The 20553-nt window shown below is 40.0% G+C and carries 14 protein-coding genes, 6 pseudogenes and 1 CRISPR repeat array; of the genes and pseudogenes, 9 read left to right on the forward strand and 11 right to left on the reverse strand.

The features are described from left to right. Positions 1 to 24: 24 nt before the first annotated feature. The 7 genes from cbiQ to NSU19_RS10715 all read left to right on the forward strand — a co-directional run bounded on the left by cbiQ (position 25) and on the right by NSU19_RS10715 (position 6021). Positions 25 to 831, forward strand: a complete 807-nt coding sequence (gene cbiQ / locus NSU19_RS10685) for a cobalt ECF transporter T component CbiQ (protein WP_339196440.1) — start codon at positions 25 to 27, stop codon at positions 829 to 831. A gap of 4 nt (positions 832 to 835) precedes the next feature. Next, positions 836 to 1666 (forward strand): ABC transporter ATP-binding protein, encoded by an 831-nt coding sequence (locus NSU19_RS10690; protein ID WP_339196442.1) that lies wholly within the window; start codon positions 836 to 838, stop codon positions 1664 to 1666. A gap of 808 nt (positions 1667 to 2474) precedes the next feature. Continuing rightward, a complete protein-coding gene (locus tag NSU19_RS10695; protein WP_339196444.1) occupies positions 2475 to 2660 on the forward strand; it encodes a hypothetical protein in 186 nt (61 codons plus the stop codon). 277 nt (positions 2661 to 2937) lie between these two features. Then, a complete protein-coding gene (locus tag NSU19_RS10700) occupies positions 2938 to 3954 on the forward strand; it encodes an FtsX-like permease family protein (RefSeq protein ID WP_339196446.1) in 1017 nt (338 codons plus the stop codon). Further along, a complete protein-coding gene (locus NSU19_RS10705; RefSeq protein ID WP_339192903.1) occupies positions 3947 to 5032 on the forward strand; it encodes a hypothetical protein in 1086 nt (361 codons plus the stop codon). Before NSU19_RS10700 ends, NSU19_RS10705 begins: the two co-directional genes overlap by 8 nt. Positions 5033 to 5034: 2 nt before the next feature. Further along, a complete protein-coding gene (locus NSU19_RS10710; protein ID WP_094245972.1) occupies positions 5035 to 5730 on the forward strand; it encodes an ABC transporter ATP-binding protein in 696 nt (231 codons plus the stop codon). A 120-nt stretch (positions 5731 to 5850) separates the two neighbouring features. Further along, positions 5851 to 6021 (forward strand): hypothetical protein, encoded by a 171-nt coding sequence (locus tag NSU19_RS10715; protein WP_339196448.1) that lies wholly within the window; start codon positions 5851 to 5853, stop codon positions 6019 to 6021. 1290 nt (positions 6022 to 7311) lie between these two features. Here NSU19_RS10715 and NSU19_RS10720 read toward each other — a convergent pair. Then, a complete protein-coding gene (locus NSU19_RS10720) occupies positions 7312 to 7992 on the reverse strand; it encodes a response regulator (protein WP_339196450.1) in 681 nt (226 codons plus the stop codon). Further along, positions 7992 to 8822 (reverse strand): annotated as a pseudogene (locus tag NSU19_RS10725) (ATP-binding protein); the annotation flags it as partial. The gene NSU19_RS10720 and the pseudogene NSU19_RS10725, both read right to left, overlap by 1 nt. 102 nt (positions 8823 to 8924) lie before the next feature. Between NSU19_RS10725 and NSU19_RS10730 the strand changes: the two are divergent. Beyond that, positions 8925 to 9803, forward strand: coding sequence for an IS982 family transposase (locus NSU19_RS10730; RefSeq protein WP_339196453.1), 879 nt, complete (start codon positions 8925 to 8927; stop codon positions 9801 to 9803). Between the two features lie 36 nt (positions 9804 to 9839). Here the strand turns inward: NSU19_RS10730 and NSU19_RS10735 are convergent. The 7 genes and pseudogenes from NSU19_RS10735 to NSU19_RS10765 form a co-directional block, all read right to left on the reverse strand. Continuing rightward, positions 9840 to 10592, reverse strand: a pseudogene (locus NSU19_RS10735) (PAS domain-containing protein); the annotation flags it as partial. 65 nt (positions 10593 to 10657) lie between these two features. Further along, positions 10658 to 12185, reverse strand: a pseudogene (locus NSU19_RS10740) (tripartite tricarboxylate transporter permease). 15 nt (positions 12186 to 12200) lie between these two features. Continuing rightward, a complete protein-coding gene (locus tag NSU19_RS10745; RefSeq protein ID WP_144598315.1) occupies positions 12201 to 12656 on the reverse strand; it encodes a tripartite tricarboxylate transporter TctB family protein in 456 nt (151 codons plus the stop codon). A gap of 55 nt (positions 12657 to 12711) precedes the next feature. Further along, positions 12712 to 13679, reverse strand: a pseudogene (locus NSU19_RS10750) (tripartite tricarboxylate transporter substrate binding protein). A gap of 875 nt (positions 13680 to 14554) precedes the next feature. Beyond that, a CRISPR array of direct repeats spans positions 14555 to 14919; the repeat unit is 30 nt; unit sequence GTTTCAATTCCTCATAGTTAAGATAAAAAC. Positions 14920 to 15355: 436 nt separating this feature from the next. Beyond that, positions 15356 to 15666: pseudogene (locus NSU19_RS10755) on the reverse strand (IS3 family transposase); the annotation flags it as partial. 172 nt (positions 15667 to 15838) lie between these two features. Next, positions 15839 to 17173 carry a type I glutamate--ammonia ligase gene (gene glnA, locus NSU19_RS10760; RefSeq protein WP_130158322.1) on the reverse strand — a complete coding sequence of 445 codons (1335 nt, stop codon included), beginning with the start codon at positions 17171 to 17173 and terminating at the stop codon, positions 15839 to 15841. 48 nt (positions 17174 to 17221) lie between these two features. Next, complete coding sequence (locus tag NSU19_RS10765; protein WP_063386743.1) at positions 17222 to 17629, reverse strand: MerR family transcriptional regulator; 408 nt, start codon at positions 17627 to 17629, stop codon at positions 17222 to 17224. 71 nt (positions 17630 to 17700) lie between these two features. On the opposite strand from NSU19_RS10765, the pseudogene NSU19_RS10770 reads away from it, so the two are divergent. Beyond that, positions 17701 to 17831: pseudogene (locus NSU19_RS10770) on the forward strand (helix-turn-helix domain-containing protein); the annotation flags it as partial. Positions 17832 to 17838: 7 nt separating this feature from the next. On the opposite strand, the gene NSU19_RS10775 reads toward NSU19_RS10770, so the two are convergent. Together NSU19_RS10775 and hflX are read right to left on the reverse strand one after the other, a co-directional pair. Continuing rightward, the gene (locus NSU19_RS10775; protein WP_063386742.1) at positions 17839 to 19107 is read right to left on the reverse strand and encodes a methionine gamma-lyase family protein; all 1269 of its coding nucleotides are present in this window, start codon (positions 19105 to 19107) and stop codon (positions 17839 to 17841) included. A gap of 14 nt (positions 19108 to 19121) precedes the next feature. Continuing rightward, on the reverse strand, positions 19122 to 20327 hold the full coding sequence (hflX, locus tag NSU19_RS10780; protein WP_063386752.1) for a GTPase HflX: 1206 nt from the start codon (positions 20325 to 20327) through the stop codon (positions 19122 to 19124). Positions 20328 to 20553 lie beyond the last annotated feature (226 nt).

Consider the following 20553-nt stretch of genomic DNA (forward strand, 5'->3'; position numbering starts at 1 on the left):
AATATATAATAGGAATGGATGTAAATGTCGAACATGATAAATTCGCTGTCTAATATGAGGCTTCTGGATGATCTGGCGCGAAAAGAGACCTTTATACACAAAATTCATCCGCTAATAAAGCTGTTAACCACAGTCGTCTATTTGACTGTGGTTGTATCATTTGAAAGGTATGAAATAATTGGTCTTTTGCCTTTTATTTTTTATCCTATACTAATTTTTGCTTTTGCAGAGCTACCAGTTGCACCAATTTTAAAAATGATATTGCTTATTGAACCTTTCATTATCGGAATTGGAATATTAAATCCATTGTTTGATCAATCTAAAGTGCTGTTTGGTGGAATTGCCATTTCAAAAGGTTGGGTTACTTTTTTATCCATTTTAATAAAATGCAGTTTAACAGTGACAGCCAGCATTTTACTCATTGCAACCACAGGGATGGATCGGTTTGCCGCAGCTTTGCGGATGGTCAAAATCCCTAAGATTTTTGTCTTACAGCTTCTATTAACATATCGATATATATCGGTGTTGATCGAAGAGGTTTCCAGGATGATAAGGGCGTATTCACTTAGGGCGCCAGGACAAAAGGGATTAAAGTGGAGCGCTTGGGGTTCTTTTGCCGGACAAATATTGCTCAGGACTTTTGAAAGAGCAGAGCTGGTATATCAAGCAATGAATTTAAGAGGCTTTACAGGAGAGTATTATACAGGAGATATTGCAAAACTTAGCTTTAAAGATCTTGCCTATTTTGCCGGATGGAGTCTATTTTTTATTATTGCAAGAATTTACAACATACCTGTATTGATAGGGTCATTGTTTACAGGAGTGATTTGATAGGATGAGTCATCATAAAATTGAAGTGAGGAATCTGCATTTTTCGTATCCGGATGGACATGAAGCAATTAAAAATATGTCTTTTTCCATTTATCATGGTGAATCAGTCGGAATCATTGGTGCAAATGGTGCTGGGAAGTCTACGCTGCTAATGCTGTTGATGGGAGTTTATTTTCCGGATGGCGGAGAAGTGCTGGTAGGAGATGTGCGTGTAACCAAAAAGACATTACCGATGATTCGCCAAAGATTGGGAATGGTTTTTCAGGACCCTGACGACCAATTGTTCATGACTACTGTTTATGAAGACGTTGCCTTTGGACCACGAAATTATAAGCTGGAAGAGGAAGACGTGGAGAGACGGGTGATGCAGGCGCTGGAGAAGGTTGGAATACCTCATTTGAAAGACAGGGCCCCCTATAAACTATCAGGAGGAGAAAAGCGCTCTGCCGCAATTGCATCCGTTTTATCCATGCAACCTGATGTATTGATCATGGATGAGCCAACTTCTGGCCTGGACCCAAAATCAAGACGGAGAGTAATTGATTTGTTAAAAAGCTTTGAACATACAAAAATAATTACCAGCCACGACTTGGACATGGTACTTGAAACCTGTAAAAGGATTATTGTGATAAAAAAAGGAGAAATAGCTGCAGATGGAACCGCAGTGGACATTTTATCCAATGAAGATCTGCTGAATAGCTGTGGCTTGGAATTACCTCTTTCACTTCAAAAATGTCCTGTTTGCGGAACTTCAAAAGGTAAATTCGGATATATCCATGAGAAAATTGTAGTCGACAAAGAAGCCAAAAAAGAATTGCGATTGACCAGAGAATGAGATTGCTTTTGAATTTTGAAGAAGCTCAAATAAATTCAACTATTTCGAAGCAGTTGACCTTATGAAATAAGCACTGCCTAATCTGACGAGAACCATAAAATATTCTCTCGTTTATTTTGATGTTCCATGCCCCCCGCTCCGGCATCACTTTCACAAAAAACATCGGCTGGCTCATTGATGTTCCGAACTTAACTTATATCCGTTTCCCCGAGTCTCCTAGTGGGAACAGATAAATGAATTTATTATCGAATAAAGCATAATCTGAGGATACTCTATAGAACCTTACACAAAATTCTTGACGGTACCTTTAAAAGGAAGAGTTTCTATTTCTATATAATTATTCTTACAACCTTTTTATTTTAGAATGAGTGTATTGAACAATTCTATTTGATATGCAACATACACTTTACTGAGGGATAAATCCTATTAAGTTAAAAATGCCTTGTGGCTCTATGGTTGTGGAAATATATGCTTTACGTCATACGAAATGTGACAGGAACCATAAAATTTCCGTTTGGAAGTTTTATGGTTCTTTTTATTTTAATGGAATTTTATATACTTGTCGAAGCAAAAAATAAAGTGTGATGTCCCCTTTATGCGATCCTATTGTAGTAAAAACAAAGACATGTTTGGATTATCCAATCCTTCATAAATTTTACTCCACCATTTTTACCTATATATTTTCGTGCAAAAATACTAAACCTTAATTGATGCTAGTAATATTGTTTCATTTTGTCAAAATAGAGAGGATATTATTGTAAATTGTTGAAAAGATTACTGTGAAAAACTTGGAAAGGGGGGATAAAAAATGAATAGTAGTCTTGGAGTTTCTCGCTATGTGCGAAATGTATTTGTCTTAATCATTGCGGGGCTTTTAATTACCTTATGTCTCTCTTTTACTCAAACACAAGCAGCCGGTCAGAACTATGCTAAAGCATGGGAAACACTAATGGGGGCAAAATGGAATGGCTATGTCCAAATCAAAGCCTCGTAAAATGATAATGGCAAACACGCGAAACAGGGATATCACCGGTTTACTCGTCAGGCGGGACCTTCTCTTGATACAGGACGTCTTTACACTTCAAAAGCAAGTTCGAAAAGTGATACAAGAGTTCATTCCCGCCAAGACTCTGTTTGGGACTCACCACTTTGGGGTGACAAATATGTAACTCGCTATAACTATAACTTTATTTACTTCTAAAATTATAACCTAATTAAGTTTTACTTTCTAGAATTTGGATCAAAGCACGTAAATTGAGGAGGGCGTTGACATGAATACAAATAAATGGTTTCTATTAAATTTAAGACTTGCACTTAGTAGCGTCCTTCTCAGCATGCTAACATCTTTCATGGTGCAAGCATTTCAATGGACGCTTGAAAGCCGCCAAGAAATCACATTCGGCTTAACAGGAGAAATAACTGTCTTGACCATGATTAATGGTCCACAAGAGGTTACAAAAACTGAAGCATCTTCTGCACAAAGTATGTTAATTGACTATATTGATAAACAGTCACTATCTCTTGTTTATTCTTCGTTAGGCGATGGTCGACCTGAAATCATTGTTTACGACCCACATGGATCCCTGCCTTGGTTTCCAAAAGATTCAGATGAAAGTACGGACTTAACAACTTCTCATGTCTATCTTTTCCGAGGTACATACACTGAAAAACAGTGGTCGAATTCTGGTACAGCATCTCTTTTACCAAAGGAAGTTGAAATTTCCGGAGTGATTGATTCGCCATCTGCAACAGATGATTATCAATATGCACGTACGATTAATCTAGATCCACTACCTCCTGGAAATTACACGATAAATACTTCGGATCCGGATCAAGTAAAACATATATTAAACTTGTTCTATCAGATGGGGTTTGTCCCTCAGGTAAGTAAGGAAATCCCATTATTTACATATTTCATTAATAATCCATTTGTTGTAATCACTGTCATTTTTCTAGTTATGGGTCTTTTATGTGTTGTTTTGGACTGGTTTTTATACAATCAAGAACGTGCTCGAGAGTTTGGCATTCGAAGACGTTATGGAGCCTTGCCCACTACCCTCGTGCGAGAAAATCTATTATTTGGGATAGCTGGTCTTCTAATAGGGAGTGCTATAGGTGGAATTATGTCAAAACTTCTAATAGCAGAAGTTAGCCATACTGATATCCCATTATTCAATTTACAAACATTCGCTAGTATTGCTATCTCATTCATTATTGTCATCTTGACATGGTCTTTGATACTTTATGTGGTTATAAAGACAAACAAGGAGGTAAATGTTGATGCGTGAGTTGTGGGCAGGGGTTATTATGGCTTGCCGACGTTGGCAGGCCATGTTAGGAATTTCATTGATGATTACCGCAGCCTGCGTTGTTTTTGCACTGGCCTTAGAGGATGTTGTATCCCAGGTTGCTGTATTAAAAGGAGGCCAGCAATTACGGGAACAGCACGCTGTCACTTTTACCCCTTACTATCCATCCGATGGTGAACCGAGTCAAGTAGGGACGGATACTATACAATTTGTGATAGACCAAATCAACGATCAAAAGGGCTATACTGCAATCATTAATAACATGGGACTTGATGATCCTGAATTTGCAGATGGACATCTTACACTAATACTGTTCGGTGATGTTATTTCAGATTTATTTCCTGAGCTTCAGCTGTGCGAATCCGTACCATGTGCTATGCAAGGGTCAAAACTTGCTGGTGAAAATATGGACTCTGTAAATATAGCAGGAGAAAACATACCAGTAGTCGGCACACTTCCTGCAGGAGCTACTTTTTTTGATCCTTCGGCGGCAGGTTTACCCTTAGACAACCGCATCGTGATTAGAGCACCAACTAACCTTCTTCCACTACTCAGTCCTATTGAGCAAGAAGAAGCTATAGCTCGAACGGTCTTGCTTGATCCGGAAGCTAAAGCGGTAGGTACGTTTGTTAAGATGAGTGCAAATAGTGACTTGTTTCTTATTCCCCATGACATAGCTGTGGATCAACCTCAACGATTTCGTGAAATAATGGGACGTTCCGCTATATATATTGTAGGTATGTTAAGTTTTCTGTTACTAGTTTTTATTGCTTTCGTGTCCTCTGCACGTTTGACGATTCGTCAAGAGCATCGGGCTTTTAAAATCAGGGTTATGTATGGAGCAACGCCTTTTCATATTAGTCTTCGCATTGGGGGATTTTTGGCAGCGGTGGTGCTGATCCCACCGATTACGATACTTACACTGCTCTTATGTTACTTACATCTTGCGGGTGCACCATCACCAAATGTACCGTTATGGGTTATGTTAGGAATCTTAGTGACATTTTTTATATTATGGTTATGGTCCATGCGCAGCACAAAAAAGATAGGAGGCTGAAAATGAAACCAATCCTTGAAGCTCGAAACATTTCGAAGGTTTATGGTAGGGATCGCACACAAGTAACGGCTCTTGAAAAAGTTTCTTTACGACTGAATGCTGGTGAATGTGTTATTTTGATGGGGGCGTCAGGTAGCGGTAAATCTACATTATTAAATATATTAGGATTAATTAGTAAGCCAACGCGGGGCCATATCCTCATTCAAGGAAGAGAAGTATCAGAACGCGATCGTAATAGGGCTCGTCTACGAAATGAGTATTTTGGATATATCCATCAGGATTACGCAATAATTGAGAATGAAACTGTTGAAAGTAATGTCATGATACCATTGCAATATGCAAGACCCTTACCAGGACGTAAGGAGAGAAAAAATAGAGTATTAGAGGCATTAGAGAAAGTCGGTCTGGATTGGGCATTAAAGAAGAAACCATCAGAACTTTCTGGAGGTGAACGACAGCGAGTTGCTATTGCTCGTGCTCTGGTGAACAATCCTGATGTGATACTCGCCGATGAGCCGACAGCAGCCCTTGATAGCGAGACAGCGCAAACAGTAATGTCTCATATTCTTTCTTTCAAAGAAAAAGGTGCTGCAGTGCTTGTTGCGACCCATGATGATAAGGTGGCTAAGCTAGGGGATCGAATTCTACGAATTAATGACGGTCAACTCATAACAAGTAAGGGGCTGTCCAAAAAGTGACTAATTTTCACTTTTTGGCAGCCTCTTTCTGTTAATTCATGCTTAAAAATACAAAAAAATCACCCTTTCTAGTAAAAGGTAAGTGACCAAACAAACATTTTAGAAAAAGGGCGATTTTTTATGAGTAATCAAAAGACTACTATAATGAATGATACCATGCAATTGTCATTTTTTCCAGAAATACATGATAAAAAACCTTCAAAACAACAAAGAGACATTACTCCTACATTTAAAGAATACAACAATAAGCAAGTTATCGTTATTTATGATATTGAGGTATTCCCATACTGACATCAAAAGCAATGACGCTTTGCATATACATTCCTCCTGATTTTTATGTAGAAGTCTTCACTTCACCTTATCGATTCCCTTTTCTTATACACGATCTCAAGGAACCAACATACTGAAACTGATTCTTATAAGGGCAGTGAAGTAGGCCAGTTTTTTCATTACGAACTCAAGGTTCTGGGGCTGTCACGACCTATTCTCCACTTCTACTATAAAAAAATAGTAGCACAGACCATGGCCATGGTCTGTGCTACTAATCTTAGTATGTTTTTTTGGTTAAAATTTTTCTTCATAGTTAAGATAAAAACCCAGTGGGTTCAAAGGTTTATCCTATGTCATTGACAAGTTTCAATTCCTTATAGTTAAGATAAAAACGCTAAGAAGAAATACAAAGAAGTTGTAGAAGCAGCGTTTCAATTCCTTATAGTTAAGATAAAAACGAAAATTCTCGCATTGCAGGTGGAGCTTGGGGAACTTTGGTTTCAATTCCTTATAGTCAAGATAAAAACAACGGCAGTTTTTGAAGGGGGCAAAAGAAAATGTGGTTTCAATTCCTTATAGTCAAGATAAAAACCCCAAAAATCAATGTTATATAAGTATTTAGTTTAAAATGATTTATGAGTTATTTTCATTTTAGCGAAGGAGTTACATTTTATCAATCCTTTGATTTGCGTGGGCTCATTGGAGATTAGAAAGAGTCGTCGATCCCCCAGGATTTTTGCATGATTGGGGGTCGACGACAATTTTCATTTAAAACAGGCTTTCCACGTTTGCAGGCCAACAATCAAATCCGTGTTTTATCTGAAATATTTTACCTGATCCATCTGTTTTAATAGAGCAAACGGCCGAACTAGAAGTTCATGCCGTTTGTTATTTCCATTGAATGGTTAGAGAGATAGACCATCATCGTCACGGTCTCTGAACTAAACAGTATTGAAATCAATACGCTTAAGCGGCATCATCCGGTAGTGTCCATATTCCACGGATAAAACGCTGTGTTCTGGGTTTATCCTTCTCACTCATTTGCGGTGAGAGTGAGACCTTATTCAATGCGTAAAACGCTGTGTTTTTGAGCAAGGATACGGCCTACCGATGAATAACGCTTAAGTAATCACTCCACCAAGATTTAATACAAACATAATCATATCGGCAATCGCCGCGCCGGCGAAAGAAGAAGGCGTCTGAAAACAGTAAAAAACAGCAACGATGGGAACAGCCAATACCTGCAAGCAAAATATCGGTAAAATGACATCAAGCAAAATCAGAATAAAAACATCTAAGTAGTCTTCCTCCCTATCGTTTTAACTTGTAAATTCTCTCCGGCCTTCCAACAGAGCCGTACAAAATGTCAGCTGTCACTTGAGAAATGGAAACAAGATATTCTAAATATCTTCTTGATGTCGTTCGGCTCGCACCAATAAGTTTCCCTACTTCTTCCGCTGTAATGCCGTCTCGATATTGCTTCACTACCGCCAGCACTTTCTCCAATGTCAATCGGTGAATTCCTTTTGGCAGTTCCCCATCTGCGTCTCCAAAGGTACGTTCCCGTCGAATTAATTGATCGATTTCCTCCTGTCCAATCAATTCTTTTTCCTTCATCAGTTCATGCATTTTATAAAAATATTCTTTGTATTTCACCAATGTTTCGGTAAAACGGTCGAGCATAATCGGCTTGATAATATAGTCAAACACTCCGCCATGCATCGCTTGCTTTAATGTATCAATTTCTCTGGCAGCTGTAATCATAATAATATCGATATTCGCAAAATGCTCGCGAATCCATTTTAAAAATTGAATCCCATTCATATCAGGAAAATAAATGTCCAGCAGCACTTCTATCAGTTCTTTCCCTTCCTGTTCATTTGTGGCAATCCCGACCACTTTATATCCTTCTACTTTTTCAACAAAGCGGCGGTTAATTTCGGCAATACGTTTATCATCTTCGACAATGAGCACTTGAATAGTGTATTCCATCATAATTCCTCCCGTTGCTTCGGAATGATAACGGTAAAAACGGTTCCTTTTTCTCGCTCTGATTGATAAGTAATGTGCCCTCCAAGCACCTTTAACGAATTTTTTACTAAATCCAGACCGTATCCTCTCTGTGCTTTCCCCTTGGTGGAAAATCCCCGTTCAAATATTTGTTCAGCAATCTCTTCCTGAATACCCGTTCCGTTATCTTCCACTTCAATGATTAGATCGTCGCCAAGATCGGTTAAAAAGACGTTGACCCGCTTTTGGTCACGCCCATTATGCAATGCCGCCTCCATGGCATTATCAATAATATTGCCGATAATCGTAACAAGATGATCGCGGTCCAATTGTTTCGGAATATCTTTAAAGCTGCTTTGCCGATCAATATCAAATTGAATTTTTAGCTCATTAGCTCGGTTAAATTTTCCGATTAACAGCCCTCCAACAATCGGGTCAGGTACTTCTTTCATCACAAAACGAACGATATCCTGCTGCATGTTTGTTTCTTTTGTAATAAGTTCCAACGCTTCTTCATAAGATTCCAGCTGAATCAATCCAGAGATAAGATATAATTTATTGGAAAATTCATGTGTCTGCGCCCGCAGTGCTTCGGCATAGCTTTTTAGCTGGGAAAGCTCTTTTGTCAATCGGTACAGTTCCGACTTATTGCGAAATGTCGATACCGCCCCAATGACGTTTTCTTTTTTATCAACAATCGGAATGCGATTAGTAATGATCGTTTCTTCACCTAATATCATTTCGTCATCATATTCTGCTTCACCTGTTCGAATTACTTCTAACAGCCTAGAATGAGGAATAATATGTAAAATACCTGTGGTGCTAGATAAAGATCACAGGATATAAAAATAGCCCTTGCATGGAAAATTCCTTTAAAATGAAAGTGCTACCAAACATTTAAAAGGAGAAGTCCCATGCAAGAGCACTTTCATTTTACAACAGACGAAGCGAAAATTCAAAAACAATATGCAGCGATTTTGTTCTTTGTATCTGGACAATTGTCTTTGATTCAGATGTATTTACAACGCCGAAATCACCATTTGTTGAAGCAAGAAGATGAAGTCATCATCGCCGTCCATGTTCTTGGAAAGTTGTTAGGTTTTACATCCGAACGAGCTTGGCACCGATTTGTGATCGGAAACTTATTTTCGAAAGATTTATTTCCTGAACGTTCTCGATATAACCGCCGTTGTCGAAATCTTGGCTTTGCCGTCAAATGGATACGATATCAACTAGCCAAACGTGGGCAACATCACGCTTATGCGGTAGTGGATAGCTTACCTATTGAACTCTGCCACCACGCACGAATGTATCGCGTCAAACGGTTTCAAGGAATCGCAGATATCGGGTATTGTGCATCCAAAAAGATGGCTTACTATGGGTTTAAGCTTCATCTCCAGATCACTGACCAAGCGCTTCCGATGGGATATGTCGTCACCGAAGCATCCTGTCACGACCGGACAGCTGCGGAAACCGTGATGGCCCAACTTCCTCATCCGTATACACTTGGTGACAAAGGATATGTGAGCCAAGACTTGCAAAAGAAGCTGTATGATGAATACAAGATCACTTTTTGGACGCCCGTTCGGAAAAACCAGAAAATCCATCAATCGAAAGCATGGAAACGATGGATGAAACGAAAACGCAAAATCGTCGAAACCGCGTTCTCGGTTTTAGTGGATTCATTTCGGATCACGAAAATTCGCGCCAATTCGATCTCTGGATTTGAAACGGCGCTTGATGCCATTTTGTTGGCCTATTCGCTCGTTGTTCTTGGGCTAGTTGAGCGTTGACGCTCAACTAGCACCATGGGTATGTAAAATATATTTTCCTAGCACATCTTGTTCTCTCTCATACCCTAACAGCGTCATCGCCGTTTTATTGACCATTGTAATGATTCCATTCTGATTCACAGCAATAATTCCTTCGCGAATCGCTTCTAAAATCGCCTGCTTTTCTTGGTATAATAGACCGATTTCTTTCGGTTCCAATCCATGAATCGATTTTTTTACCGTTTTGGCAATAACAACCGCTCCAATTATCCCTAACAATAGAGCAAGGATAGAAAATAAAAAAATGTTTGAGGTATATGACCAAACGATATCCTTAATATCTTCCAACAAAAAGCCTACCGATACAATGCCCACCACATTTCCCTGCTCATTGAAAATCGGTGCTTTTCCGCGTATCGCCGGACCGAGCGAACCAACCGCTTCAGAAATAATCGCTTTTCCTTTAAGGACCTCGTGATTATCTCCCCCGACCATCTTCTTTCCAATTCGATCTGGGAGCGGATGGGCGTAACGAATTCCTTGTCTGTTTCCCACGACAACGTACTCTGCGCCTGTTTTTCGACGAATCATTTCTGCAAACGGCTGAATTTGTTGATGAGGGTTCGGCTGTTTAAAAGCGTCCCGAATGTGCGGCGTAGCAGCCACCGTTTCTGCTACATTCAGCGCCCGCATTCCGATTTGATCTTTCAGTGTTGCCGCAAGCATGTACTGAAACAAAAAGGAAAGAAAAATAATAACAAATAAAAGCAATGAACAAATAATGATCACCAGACGCGTTTGCAGCTTCATTTTACTCTCTCCTTGACTAAAAATAGAGAAAGACTATCCACCAAAAGGCAATAGTCTTTCCCTTATTACATATCTTCGTTTACAATAATCGACTTCCCTTTTAATTTTCATGATAAATGGCACAACAATCCATAAAAACGCTATGATCAGTAGTACAAGTGAGATTGGTTTTTCAAAAAACACCATAAAATCGCCATTCGACGCTGTAAGTGCTCTTCGCATGTTATTTTCGATCATCGGACCAAGTACCATCCCTAATACAAGCGGAGCAAGGGGAAAGTCATGTTGTGCCAGCAAATAGCCTAAAAGGCCAAACCCAATGAGTAGAAACACATCAAATATTGTGACTTGCACCGCATAAACACCGAAAACCGAAATCGCAACAATAAGCGGCAGCAAATATTTAGTCGGGGTTTCAATAATTTTAGCAAATATTTTGACAAGAGGCATGTTTAAAATAAGTAGCATCACATTGCCGATAAACATGCTGGCAATAAGCCCCCATGCAACATCTGGATGTTCGTCGAACAGAAGAGGACCCGACTGGACGTTATACATAATTAACGCACCCATTAAAATCGCCGTCGTCCCAGAGCCAGGGATTCCGAGCGTCAACAGCGGAATCATCGCCCCTCCTGAAGCGGCATTGTTCGCTGATTCCGGCGCCGCCACGCCGGCAATCGTTCCCTTTCCAAATTTTTCAGGCGTTTTGCTTAATTTCTTTTCCATGATATAAGAGAAAAACGAGGCGAGCGTCGCCCCTGCTCCCGGCAATACGCCGACGAAAAAGCCTAGCAGCGATCCGCGCGCAATCGGACCCACGCTTTCTTTTGCTTCTGCTTTCGACGGAAGGATGCGGCCGATTTTTGCGATTTCGCCGTCATTTTTCTCCTTATGAAGAATGGCTTTGAATACTTCTCCTAAGGCAAACAAGCCGACCGCTACCGTTAAAAATTCCAAGCCCCCGTATAGAAACGAAATGTTATACGTAAACCGTGCCACACCTGATACATTATCAAGACCAATGGTCAAAAGCAATAAGCCGAAAACAGTCATCATCCACGCTTTTGTCATCGAGTTTCCCGCCAGTCCACTGACAGCAGCCAATCCGAGAAGCATTAAGGAAAAATATTCCGCTGGGCCGAATTTCAACGCTACATTGGAAAGCGGCTCTGCCAACAGCACAAGGGCAATTAAGGAAACGAGCCCGGCGACAAATGAACCGATCGCCGCAATCGCTAAAGCTGCCCCCGCCCTTCCCTGCTTTGCCATTTGATAACCGTCCAATGTCGTTACAACAGAGGAAGACTCTCCAGGCGTATTTAATAAAATCGATGTTGTCGAACCACCGTACATCGCTCCGTAATAAACACCAGCAAGCAAAATAATTGAGCTTGTCGCCGCTTGAGCTGGGTCAAGACCGGACGTCATTGAAGCGGTTACCGGGATGAGCAGCGCTACCCCGCTCATCGGCCCAATTCCTGGCAGCACTCCTACCGCCGTTCCGATCAGCACTCCAAGAAAGGCGAAAAACAGATTGTGCGGCTGCAATGCGGTCTGAAAGCCATCAATTAAAAATGTCAATGCATCCATACTTTTCTACCTCCTTTACTGCAACCAAATTGGCCAGCTAGGCAACGTTCCTTGCAACAGCTTGACGTATAGCCCGTATACCCCCAGAGAAAAACAAGCGGCAAACAACACCGATTTCCACAGCCCACCTTTTTCCATTGCCTGAAATCCAATAACAAGAAAGACAAAAGTGGTAATCACATAGCCGACTGTTTCTAATAAAGCAGCATAGAAAACGGCGGCAAGTAAAATGATGAAAAACTTTTTATATTGCAGCGGCTGCTTTTCGCTTTCTGAGTGCGCATATCTTGCCGTTTCGAAGAGCAGTTTAATGCTTAATAACACAAGAATAAGTCCTAGCAAAAATGGAAACACGTTTGGTCCGACGGCACTCCCATACGCACTTTTCGAGATTCGCAGACTTTCCACCATAAACAAAGCTCCAACAGCCAAAAAGGTGATGGCAGCAATGCGATCAAACGTTTTACTCACTCACATCCCTCCATTCTTGTTATAAAGATGGGGAAGAATTCTCTCCCCCGTTCACTTACTTATGCATTCCGAGCGATTTTAACATGTCGCTAATAAGCTGTTCTTGTTCTTGTAAAAATTGTGTAAATTCTTTGGAACCTTTGTACTCAGGCTCCCAGCCTTGTTTTGTTAACTCCTCTTTCCATTTTTCATGCTCAGACAATTTTTTGAATGTATTTTCCCAAAACTTTTTCGCATCGTCAGACATTTGTTTTGGACCAAATACGCCGCGCCAAATTGTAAATTCCGCATCAATGCCAAGCTCTTTTAACGTCGGTACATCTTTCAAAACATCGCCAAGACGTTCCGGCGCTGTAACAGCAAGCACCCGCACTTTTCCTGCTTTTACATATTCCCCGACAGAAGAAGCATCGGTTGCAATGACATCGGTATTTCCGCCAAGCAGCGCCGCAATTGCTTCTCCTCCGCCATCGTACGACACGTATTTCACTATTTTCGGATCGATACCGGTTTTATAAATAGGAAGAATCGCAACCAAATGATCCATTGATCCTGGTGCAGATCCGCCGGCAACCGTCACCGATTTCGGATTTTGCTTAATTGCATCCAATAATTGAGACATCGACTGAAATTTCGAATCCGCTCTGACCACGATCGCTCCAAAATCTTTGGTTAGTTGGGCAAGCGGTGTTGTATCTTTATAACCATATGGACTGTTCCCTTCCGCTTTTAAGTTGTTAATAATGATCGGCGGGGAGTTGACAAACAGCTTATAATCATTGTTTTTATCTTGCGTCGCATATTCCGCCATAAACACGGTTCCTCCACCGCCCGGTTTATTCTCTACCGTCATCGTTTGCTTCACCAGATTTGTTTCATCCAATATTTTCGTAATCGCTCTTGCTGTTAAATCCCAGCCGCCCCCAGCACCTGAAGGAGCGAAAACATAATCGGTTTTGTTGGATAATTTTCTTGTTTGTTAGATGATTTTGTCGCCGCAGTACTTCCGCAAGCCGCCAGCATCACCGCGACAATCCCCATCACTAGAAAGAACCACCACTTTTTCATTTCAACAGTACCCCCTTGTTTTTTGACAGCGTTTACATTTTCAAAGGTATTATAGCAACAATTTTCTGAATAATGTTTTTTTGCAAATAAAAATAATTATGTGCATTTTGTTCATGAAAATAGAAAAAAACCTGTCCCCGACTGATGTGGCAAAGAACAGGTTAAATTACAAAAGGATGGCCTTCTTCTCATTGTGAATATTGGAATAGAGCCTCGTCTACTCTGGATTTTTGAATAGTTTGTTGTAAGGTGACGGTTTACTTGTCGTTTTATAAGTAACAGAAATAACGGAGCAATTCCTTTGGTTAAACCGCATAATATTACACGGCTGGTTTTGATCAGATGATTATTCGTCCCAAGTTTGCGGATTGGATAACGCAACCCGGACGACTTCGTCGGAAATGAAACAATTAAGCGTTGAAGGATTTTTGAATATGGATTCATATGCGCTCTACAGTTTTTTTCGTCTAGCATTCGATTGGCTGCAGTTTAACTTCTTTCTTCCCGATTGGTACGATCCGGACGAGCTTCCTCGTCTTTCATGGTGTTCCATTCTTTCGCTTTCTTTTACTTTTTACTTACGAATTTCATAGTTTTGAAGCTATCACTTTTGAATACATTTTTTATAAGATTGGCCGTTATCTTTCACAAGTCTGTGCATAATTTCCTGCTGGATTGTAGAGATGATCGCTATAAAAATAGATATGTGATTTCTTTTTCTTGAAAAAGTATAGCTTGTATATCATGAAAATACTTCAATTCTGAAAGATGGATAAAATGTTCCTGTCTACTTGACATGGGTCACTTCACATTGGCCGTGCTTTTTTGGTTAAAATTTTTCTTCATAGTTAAGATAAAAACAAAGAGATTCGCATTCCTGATGCGTTCAGGAGAGCAACGTTTCAATTCCTCATAGTTAAGATAAAAACGATTTTGCAAAGAAACAGGAAGTTTATTTTCTGACTTGTTTCAATTCCTCATAGTTAAGATAAAAACCTTCTCCCCAGACTTCTTCCGTTCCTGGAATTGGATTGTTTCAATTCCTCATAGTTAAGATAAAAACTCTCATCTCGTCAGATATTTTCGAAAGAACTTCTTGTTTCAATTCCTCATAGTTAAGATAAAAACGGTGTCACACCAGTAATATCAAGTGATTCGCATATATGTTTCAATTCCTCATAGTTAAGATAAAAACCCCCAAAAAACGTTGTTAAATAAGCATTTCATTTTTAATGCTTGACTGGTTATTTTTATTTTAGCGAAAAGTGGAATTTTTATCAAATCTTTGATTTGCTTGGGCTCAATGAAGATTTAAAAGAGTCGTCGACCCCCCGGGGATTTTTGCACGATTGGGGGTCGACGCCTCTTTTTTATTTCCGTTTAAAACAGATTTCAAAGTTTGCCTGCCGACAATGAAATCCATGTTGTATCAACCATTTTACATGACCCATCTGTTTTAATAAAGTAAACATCCGGCTCATTCCCTTCTCATTCAATTGAAGGAAGAGTGAGACCATATTTAACATTTCATTCAGGAAAATTGGTTTAGGTCTATTCGATCGGTTCCTACGATCTAACATAAGAACATGATCTGAAAAATGATTGGTGATTTTTTACTTAAAATTCCTTTTTTACTGTTTGAGGTGTTTCTCTTTGTACTCCAGCGGGCTTAAATACCCAAGTGTTCCATGGATTCTAATATATTAAACCAATGAACATAATCATCTAATTTCAGTTTCAATCGGTCTAAATTTCCGAAATATTTTTTAACAAATTCTGTTTTGATAATTTTAAAGGTTGCTTCAGCTACTGCGTTGTCATAGGGACAACCCTTCATGCTTAACGACCGATTAATCTAAAAAATATCTAGAGCTTCATCAATTGTCTTTTTCTTGAATTCATTGCCTCTGTCTGTGTGGAATAATTGAATTTGCCGTAAATCTGCTTTCACGGTCGATCAAGATTCGATGCGTAAATATGAAGAATACACCTCATCAATTATGGAGTAATTTTTTTTCAATTTTTGTGGGTGCTTTTTATTGAAAGTTAGATTTATTGTTTTCACCCACAAATATAAAACCCCTCCAACGCTTGAGCGTCAAGGGGTTTCGGGATTAATATTGAGTGATGTATTGTTCGCGCTCCCATGGGTGCACTTGAGTGCGGAACATATCCCATTCGATCTCTTTTGCTTCGACGAAATGTTCGAATAAATGGGATCCTAAAGCACTGACAATGACTTCGTTTTGTTTTAAGTTTTCAAGTGCCTCATATAATGTTGCTGGAAGGTCGACAATGCCGTTTTCGATGCGTTCTTCTTTTGTCATCACATAAATGTTGCGATCTACTGGTTTTGGCGGAGTTAATTTGTTTTTAATGCCATCGAGACCAGCTTTCAAGAGTACAGCCATGGCAAGGTATGGGTTTGCAGATGGGTCAACGCTGCGCACTTCAATACGAGTGCTCATGCCGCGAGATGCAGGAATCCGGATTAACGGGCTTCTGTTGCGGCCGGACCATGCAACATAGCAAGGAGCTTCGTAGCCAGGCACTAAACGTTTGTAAGAGTTGACAGTTGGGTTTGTCACAGCTGTAAAACTTGTTGCATGTTTGATGACACCTGCAATGAATTGTAAAGCTGTTTCGCTTAATCGATCCTCTGTATTTGGATCGTAGAATGCATTTTCACCATTGCGGAATAAAGAAAGGTTGCAGTGCATACCTGAACCGTTGACGCCGAACAATGGTTTTGGCATGAATGTTGCGTGCAAGCCGTGTTTACGGGCAATGGTTTTCACAACAAGCTTAAATGTTTGAATGTCATCACAAGCTTTGATGGCATCTGCATATTTAAAGTCAATTTCATGCTGACCAGGTGCTACTTCGTGGTGGGAAGCTTCGATTTCAAATCCCATTTCCTCAAGCTCCAACACAATGTCGCGGCGGCAGTTCTCGCCTAAATCAGTCGGCGCAAGGTCAAAATATCCGCCATTATCATTCAATTCTAATGTTGGTTCACCCTTTTCATCCAGTTTGAATAAGAAAAATTCCGGCTCAGCACCTAAATTAAATGCTGTAAATCCGAGCTCTTCCATTTCCTTCAGCACTCGTTTTAAGTTGTTGCGCGGATCTCCTTCAAAAGGCGTTCCATCAGGATTATAAATATCGCAAATTAAGCGGGCAACTTTCCCTTTTTCCGCTGTCCATGGGAAAATGACAAACGTATCTAAATCAGGATACAGATACATATCAGATTCCTCAATGCGGACAAATCCTTCAATAGATGATCCGTCAAACATCATTTTGTTATCCAACGCTTTTTCTAATTGGGAAACAGGGATTTCAACGTTTTTAATCGTTCCCAAAATGTCAGTGAACTGCAGGCGGATAAATTTTACGTTTTCTTCTTGGACTAAACGAATAATATCTTCTTTTGTGTACTTTGGCATATTATTTCTCCTCTCATATATAAAAAATAAATTTATATAGCGATATTATCAATGAAAGAACCGTGAAAGGTCTCCTTGTCTTAATGTTGCACGGTTCATTCTTCCAGCATGGAGAAGTTCTTCCTTTAATAGTTTGCGAAGTTCGGCATCAGATAAATCTGATTTTTCTTTTGCCAATGAGGATCTTTCGAAAGTTTGTCTTTCTTGTTCGTTTTCTTTATACGCAAATATTTGCTTAATACCTGCCATATTGACACCCTGCTCAATCAACGATTTAATTTCAAGCAATCTATCGACATCATTGAAGGAAAATAACCGGCGATTGCCTTCCGTTCTCGCAGGGGAAATAAGACCATGTTCTTCATAATATCTTATTTGTCTGGCAGATAGTTCCGTCAGCTGTTTTACGATGCTGATTGGAAACAACGGCATGGAACGGCGGTCTTGATCATTCATGCTCTTTTAGCCCCTCCTTCCTTTTGCTTATCTACATTATAGATGAATGTAAGATATCATGTCAATATAATGTCACAAAATTTAACATGGTTTTTTACAAGGAAAACTTTATCGTTTGACTGCCCATTTAACGAATCGAGAATTGGCAAATATGATCGGAACTACCCTAGAAACCGTAAGCAGAACGCTGAACCAGATGAAATGTTTTTTTATAGTTCGACTAATCGTTTTTCTATTAATTCATTGACGGCATGGAAAATAGCGATTTTGACATGTTCAAACGTCAAGCCTCCCTGCACATATGCCACATATGGAGGACGAATCGGTCCATCCGCTGAAAGCTCAATGCTGGAGCCTTGGACAAAAGTCCCGGCCGCCATGATGACTTGATCGCTATAACCCGGCATTTCATTTGGAACCGGTGTTACATGCGAGTTTATGGGCGATGCAGATTGAATCGCTTGGCAAAACGCAATCATCATATCTGCATTATCAAACTGAACGGACTGAACTAGATCTGATCTTTTCTCATTCCAGCTAGGATTGACTCGCAACCCGATTTCTTCCAGCATTGCAGCGGTAAAAATCGCTCCTTTTAGAGCTTGTCCAACAACATGCGGAGCGAGAAAAATACCTTGAAACATCTCATGAAGACTGTAAAGCATTGCACCGGCTTCCCTTCCGATACCAGGCGAAGTGAGCCGGTACGCGCAAGCTTCCACGAGCTCTTCTTTTCCAACGATGTATCCTCCCGTTTTCACAAGCCCTCCTCCAGGATTTTTTATAAGAGAGCCTGCAATAAGATCAGCACCTGCATGTCCCGGCTCCTGATCTTCGGTAAACTCACCGTAGCAATTATCGACAAAAACAACAATTTTTTCATTGATTGATTTGATGAAAGAAACCATTTCCTTAATTTCCTGAATGGAAAATGACGGTCTGACATCATATCCTCTAGAACGCTGAATTCCGATCATTTTTGTTTTATCACTGATTGCCGCTTTTACTCGGTCAAAATCAACTCGTCCTTCAGGAGTCAGATCAATTGTTTGATAAGAAATGCCAAATTCTTTTAAAGAGCCTGTCCCCTTTCCGCGGATACCGACAATTTCTTCAAGCGTATCATACGGCTTTCCGGTAATATAGATAAGTTCATCGCCGGGCCTTAATACGCCGAAGAGAGCCGTTGAAATGGCGTGTGTACCAGAAATGATTTGCGGCCGGACAAGTCCTTTTTCACATCCAAAAATATCAGCATAAACATCTTCCAATGTATCCCTGCCGATATCATCATATCCGTATCCTGTTGAGGGAATAAAGTGGGAATCGCTCACCCGATGCTTTTGAAAGCTTCTGAGCACACGAAGCTGATTTACTTCCACTACTTTGTCAATTTCTTCGTGAAATGGTTTTATTTTTTTTTCTACTTTTTGAGCTATGTCCATAATTTTTTTTCCATGTGTAAAATATTGAAACATCTGTAAAACCCTTTCTACTTATTCTTCATAATTTGATCATATACTGGATGGTCGCGAAACACTAGACCAGAAACGATATAGTGCTGATTTTGTTCGTCAAATTGCAAGGTTGAAACGAGCGTATTTGCTTTTAACAACGATAGACGTTTCCCATCACCTGTTGGAACGGAGACAACGTAAGGATGCATTTTTTTCTTTAATTTTTCTTCAATAGCTGTTTTTAACCGTTCTATATCTTCGTCACAAAAAGCAGAAATGACAATATAGTCTTCCTTTAAAGAAGGAAAGAAATGCTCTAGTTGTTGATCTTTTTTATTGTACACTGTTAAAACAGGCAATCCGTCCGTTCCTAATTCTTTTAATAATTCATTCACAGTGTTTTCATGCTGAATATAGTCAGGATGAGAGCTGTCGACGATATGTAAAAGCAAATCTGCTTCCTTTATTTCTTCTAACGTAGAGCGAAAAGCAGCGATAAGGCTTGTTGGCAGCTGCTGGATAAAGCCGACAGTATCAGTCATGAGCACCTTCATGCCGGATGGGAGAAACATTTTCCTTGTCATAGGATCCAATGTGGCAAACACCATATCCTCCTGAAATGAATCAGCAGCTGTCAGCTTATTGAACAGCGTTGACTTTCCTGCGTTGGTATAGCCAACAAGAGCGATTTGAGTTTGATGATTTCTCTTTCTTTGCGAACGATAACGCTCGCGATGGGAAACAATATGGGACAGCTGTTGTTTTATATCGTGAATGCGATTTCGGATGTGCCTTTGATCCGTTTCAAGCTTCGTTTCTCCCGGACCTCTTGTCCCGATTCCTCCTCCTTGCCGAGATAGATTCAATCCATGTCCCGAAAGTCTCGGAAGCAAATATTCAAGCTGTGCCAGTTCAACTTGAAGTTTCCCTTCTCTTGACTTCGCCCTTTTTGAAAAAATGTCCAAAATTAGCTGAGTCCGATCGATCACCTTTACCTCTAACAGACGAGCTAAATTTCGCAGCTGGCTGGGCGACAGCTCATTATTGAAAATAACGGTATTTGCCTCTGTCGTCTCGATAAGCTGTTTAATCTCATCAACTTTTCCTTTTCCAATATATGTAGATGGTTCGGCCCTCAGTCGATTTTGTGTGCAAACAGCTGCGACTTGGCCGCCCGCAGCAGCCGTGAGCGATTTCAGCTCTTCCATTAAATAAAAAAACTGTTCTTCATCGGTTTCCATGAACTTGACGCCAACGAGAATCACCTGTTCTTTCTCTTCCACTCGTCTTCTTCCTCCAATTATGCTGCAAATTTATAAACTATGCGTTATGAATTAAACCTTCGATAAACGGATCAATGGTAAGGTTATCAAATTTAAATCATCTTTAGCGCACTTCAAGACAAAAGAAACGTATTGAATTCAAAAGTAAGATGATCAAACTCAATTCATCTTCAGCACATTTCAA

It is taken from the genome of Aeribacillus sp. FSL k6-2211 (assembly GCF_037966125.1).
Lineage (GTDB): Bacteria > Bacillota > Bacilli > Bacillales > Aeribacillaceae > Aeribacillus > Aeribacillus composti.

Coding starts and splice junctions, on each gene's coding strand:
- cbiQ (WP_339196440.1), top strand. CDS start 25: ATGTCGAACATGATAAATTCGCTGTCTAATATGAGGCTTCTGGATGAT.
- NSU19_RS10690 (WP_339196442.1), top strand. CDS start 836: ATGAGTCATCATAAAATTGAAGTGAGGAATCTGCATTTTTCGTATCCG.
- NSU19_RS10695 (WP_339196444.1), top strand. CDS start 2,475: ATGAATAGTAGTCTTGGAGTTTCTCGCTATGTGCGAAATGTATTTGTC.
- NSU19_RS10700 (WP_339196446.1), top strand. CDS start 2,938: ATGAATACAAATAAATGGTTTCTATTAAATTTAAGACTTGCACTTAGT.
- NSU19_RS10705 (WP_339192903.1), top strand. CDS start 3,947: ATGCGTGAGTTGTGGGCAGGGGTTATTATGGCTTGCCGACGTTGGCAG.
- NSU19_RS10710 (WP_094245972.1), top strand. CDS start 5,035: ATGAAACCAATCCTTGAAGCTCGAAACATTTCGAAGGTTTATGGTAGG.
- NSU19_RS10715 (WP_339196448.1), top strand. CDS start 5,851: ATGAGTAATCAAAAGACTACTATAATGAATGATACCATGCAATTGTCA.
- NSU19_RS10720 (WP_339196450.1), bottom strand. CDS start 7,992: ATGGAATACACTATTCAAGTGCTCATTGTCGAAGATGATAAACGTATT.
- NSU19_RS10730 (WP_339196453.1), top strand. CDS start 8,925: ATGCAAGAGCACTTTCATTTTACAACAGACGAAGCGAAAATTCAAAAA.
- glnA (WP_130158322.1), bottom strand. CDS start 17,173: ATGCCAAAGTACACAAAAGAAGATATTATTCGTTTAGTCCAAGAAGAA.
- NSU19_RS10765 (WP_063386743.1), bottom strand. CDS start 17,629: ATGAATGATCAAGACCGCCGTTCCATGCCGTTGTTTCCAATCAGCATC.
- NSU19_RS10775 (WP_063386742.1), bottom strand. CDS start 19,107: ATGTTTCAATATTTTACACATGGAAAAAAAATTATGGACATAGCTCAA.
- hflX (WP_063386752.1), bottom strand. CDS start 20,327: ATGGAAACCGATGAAGAACAGTTTTTTTATTTAATGGAAGAGCTGAAA.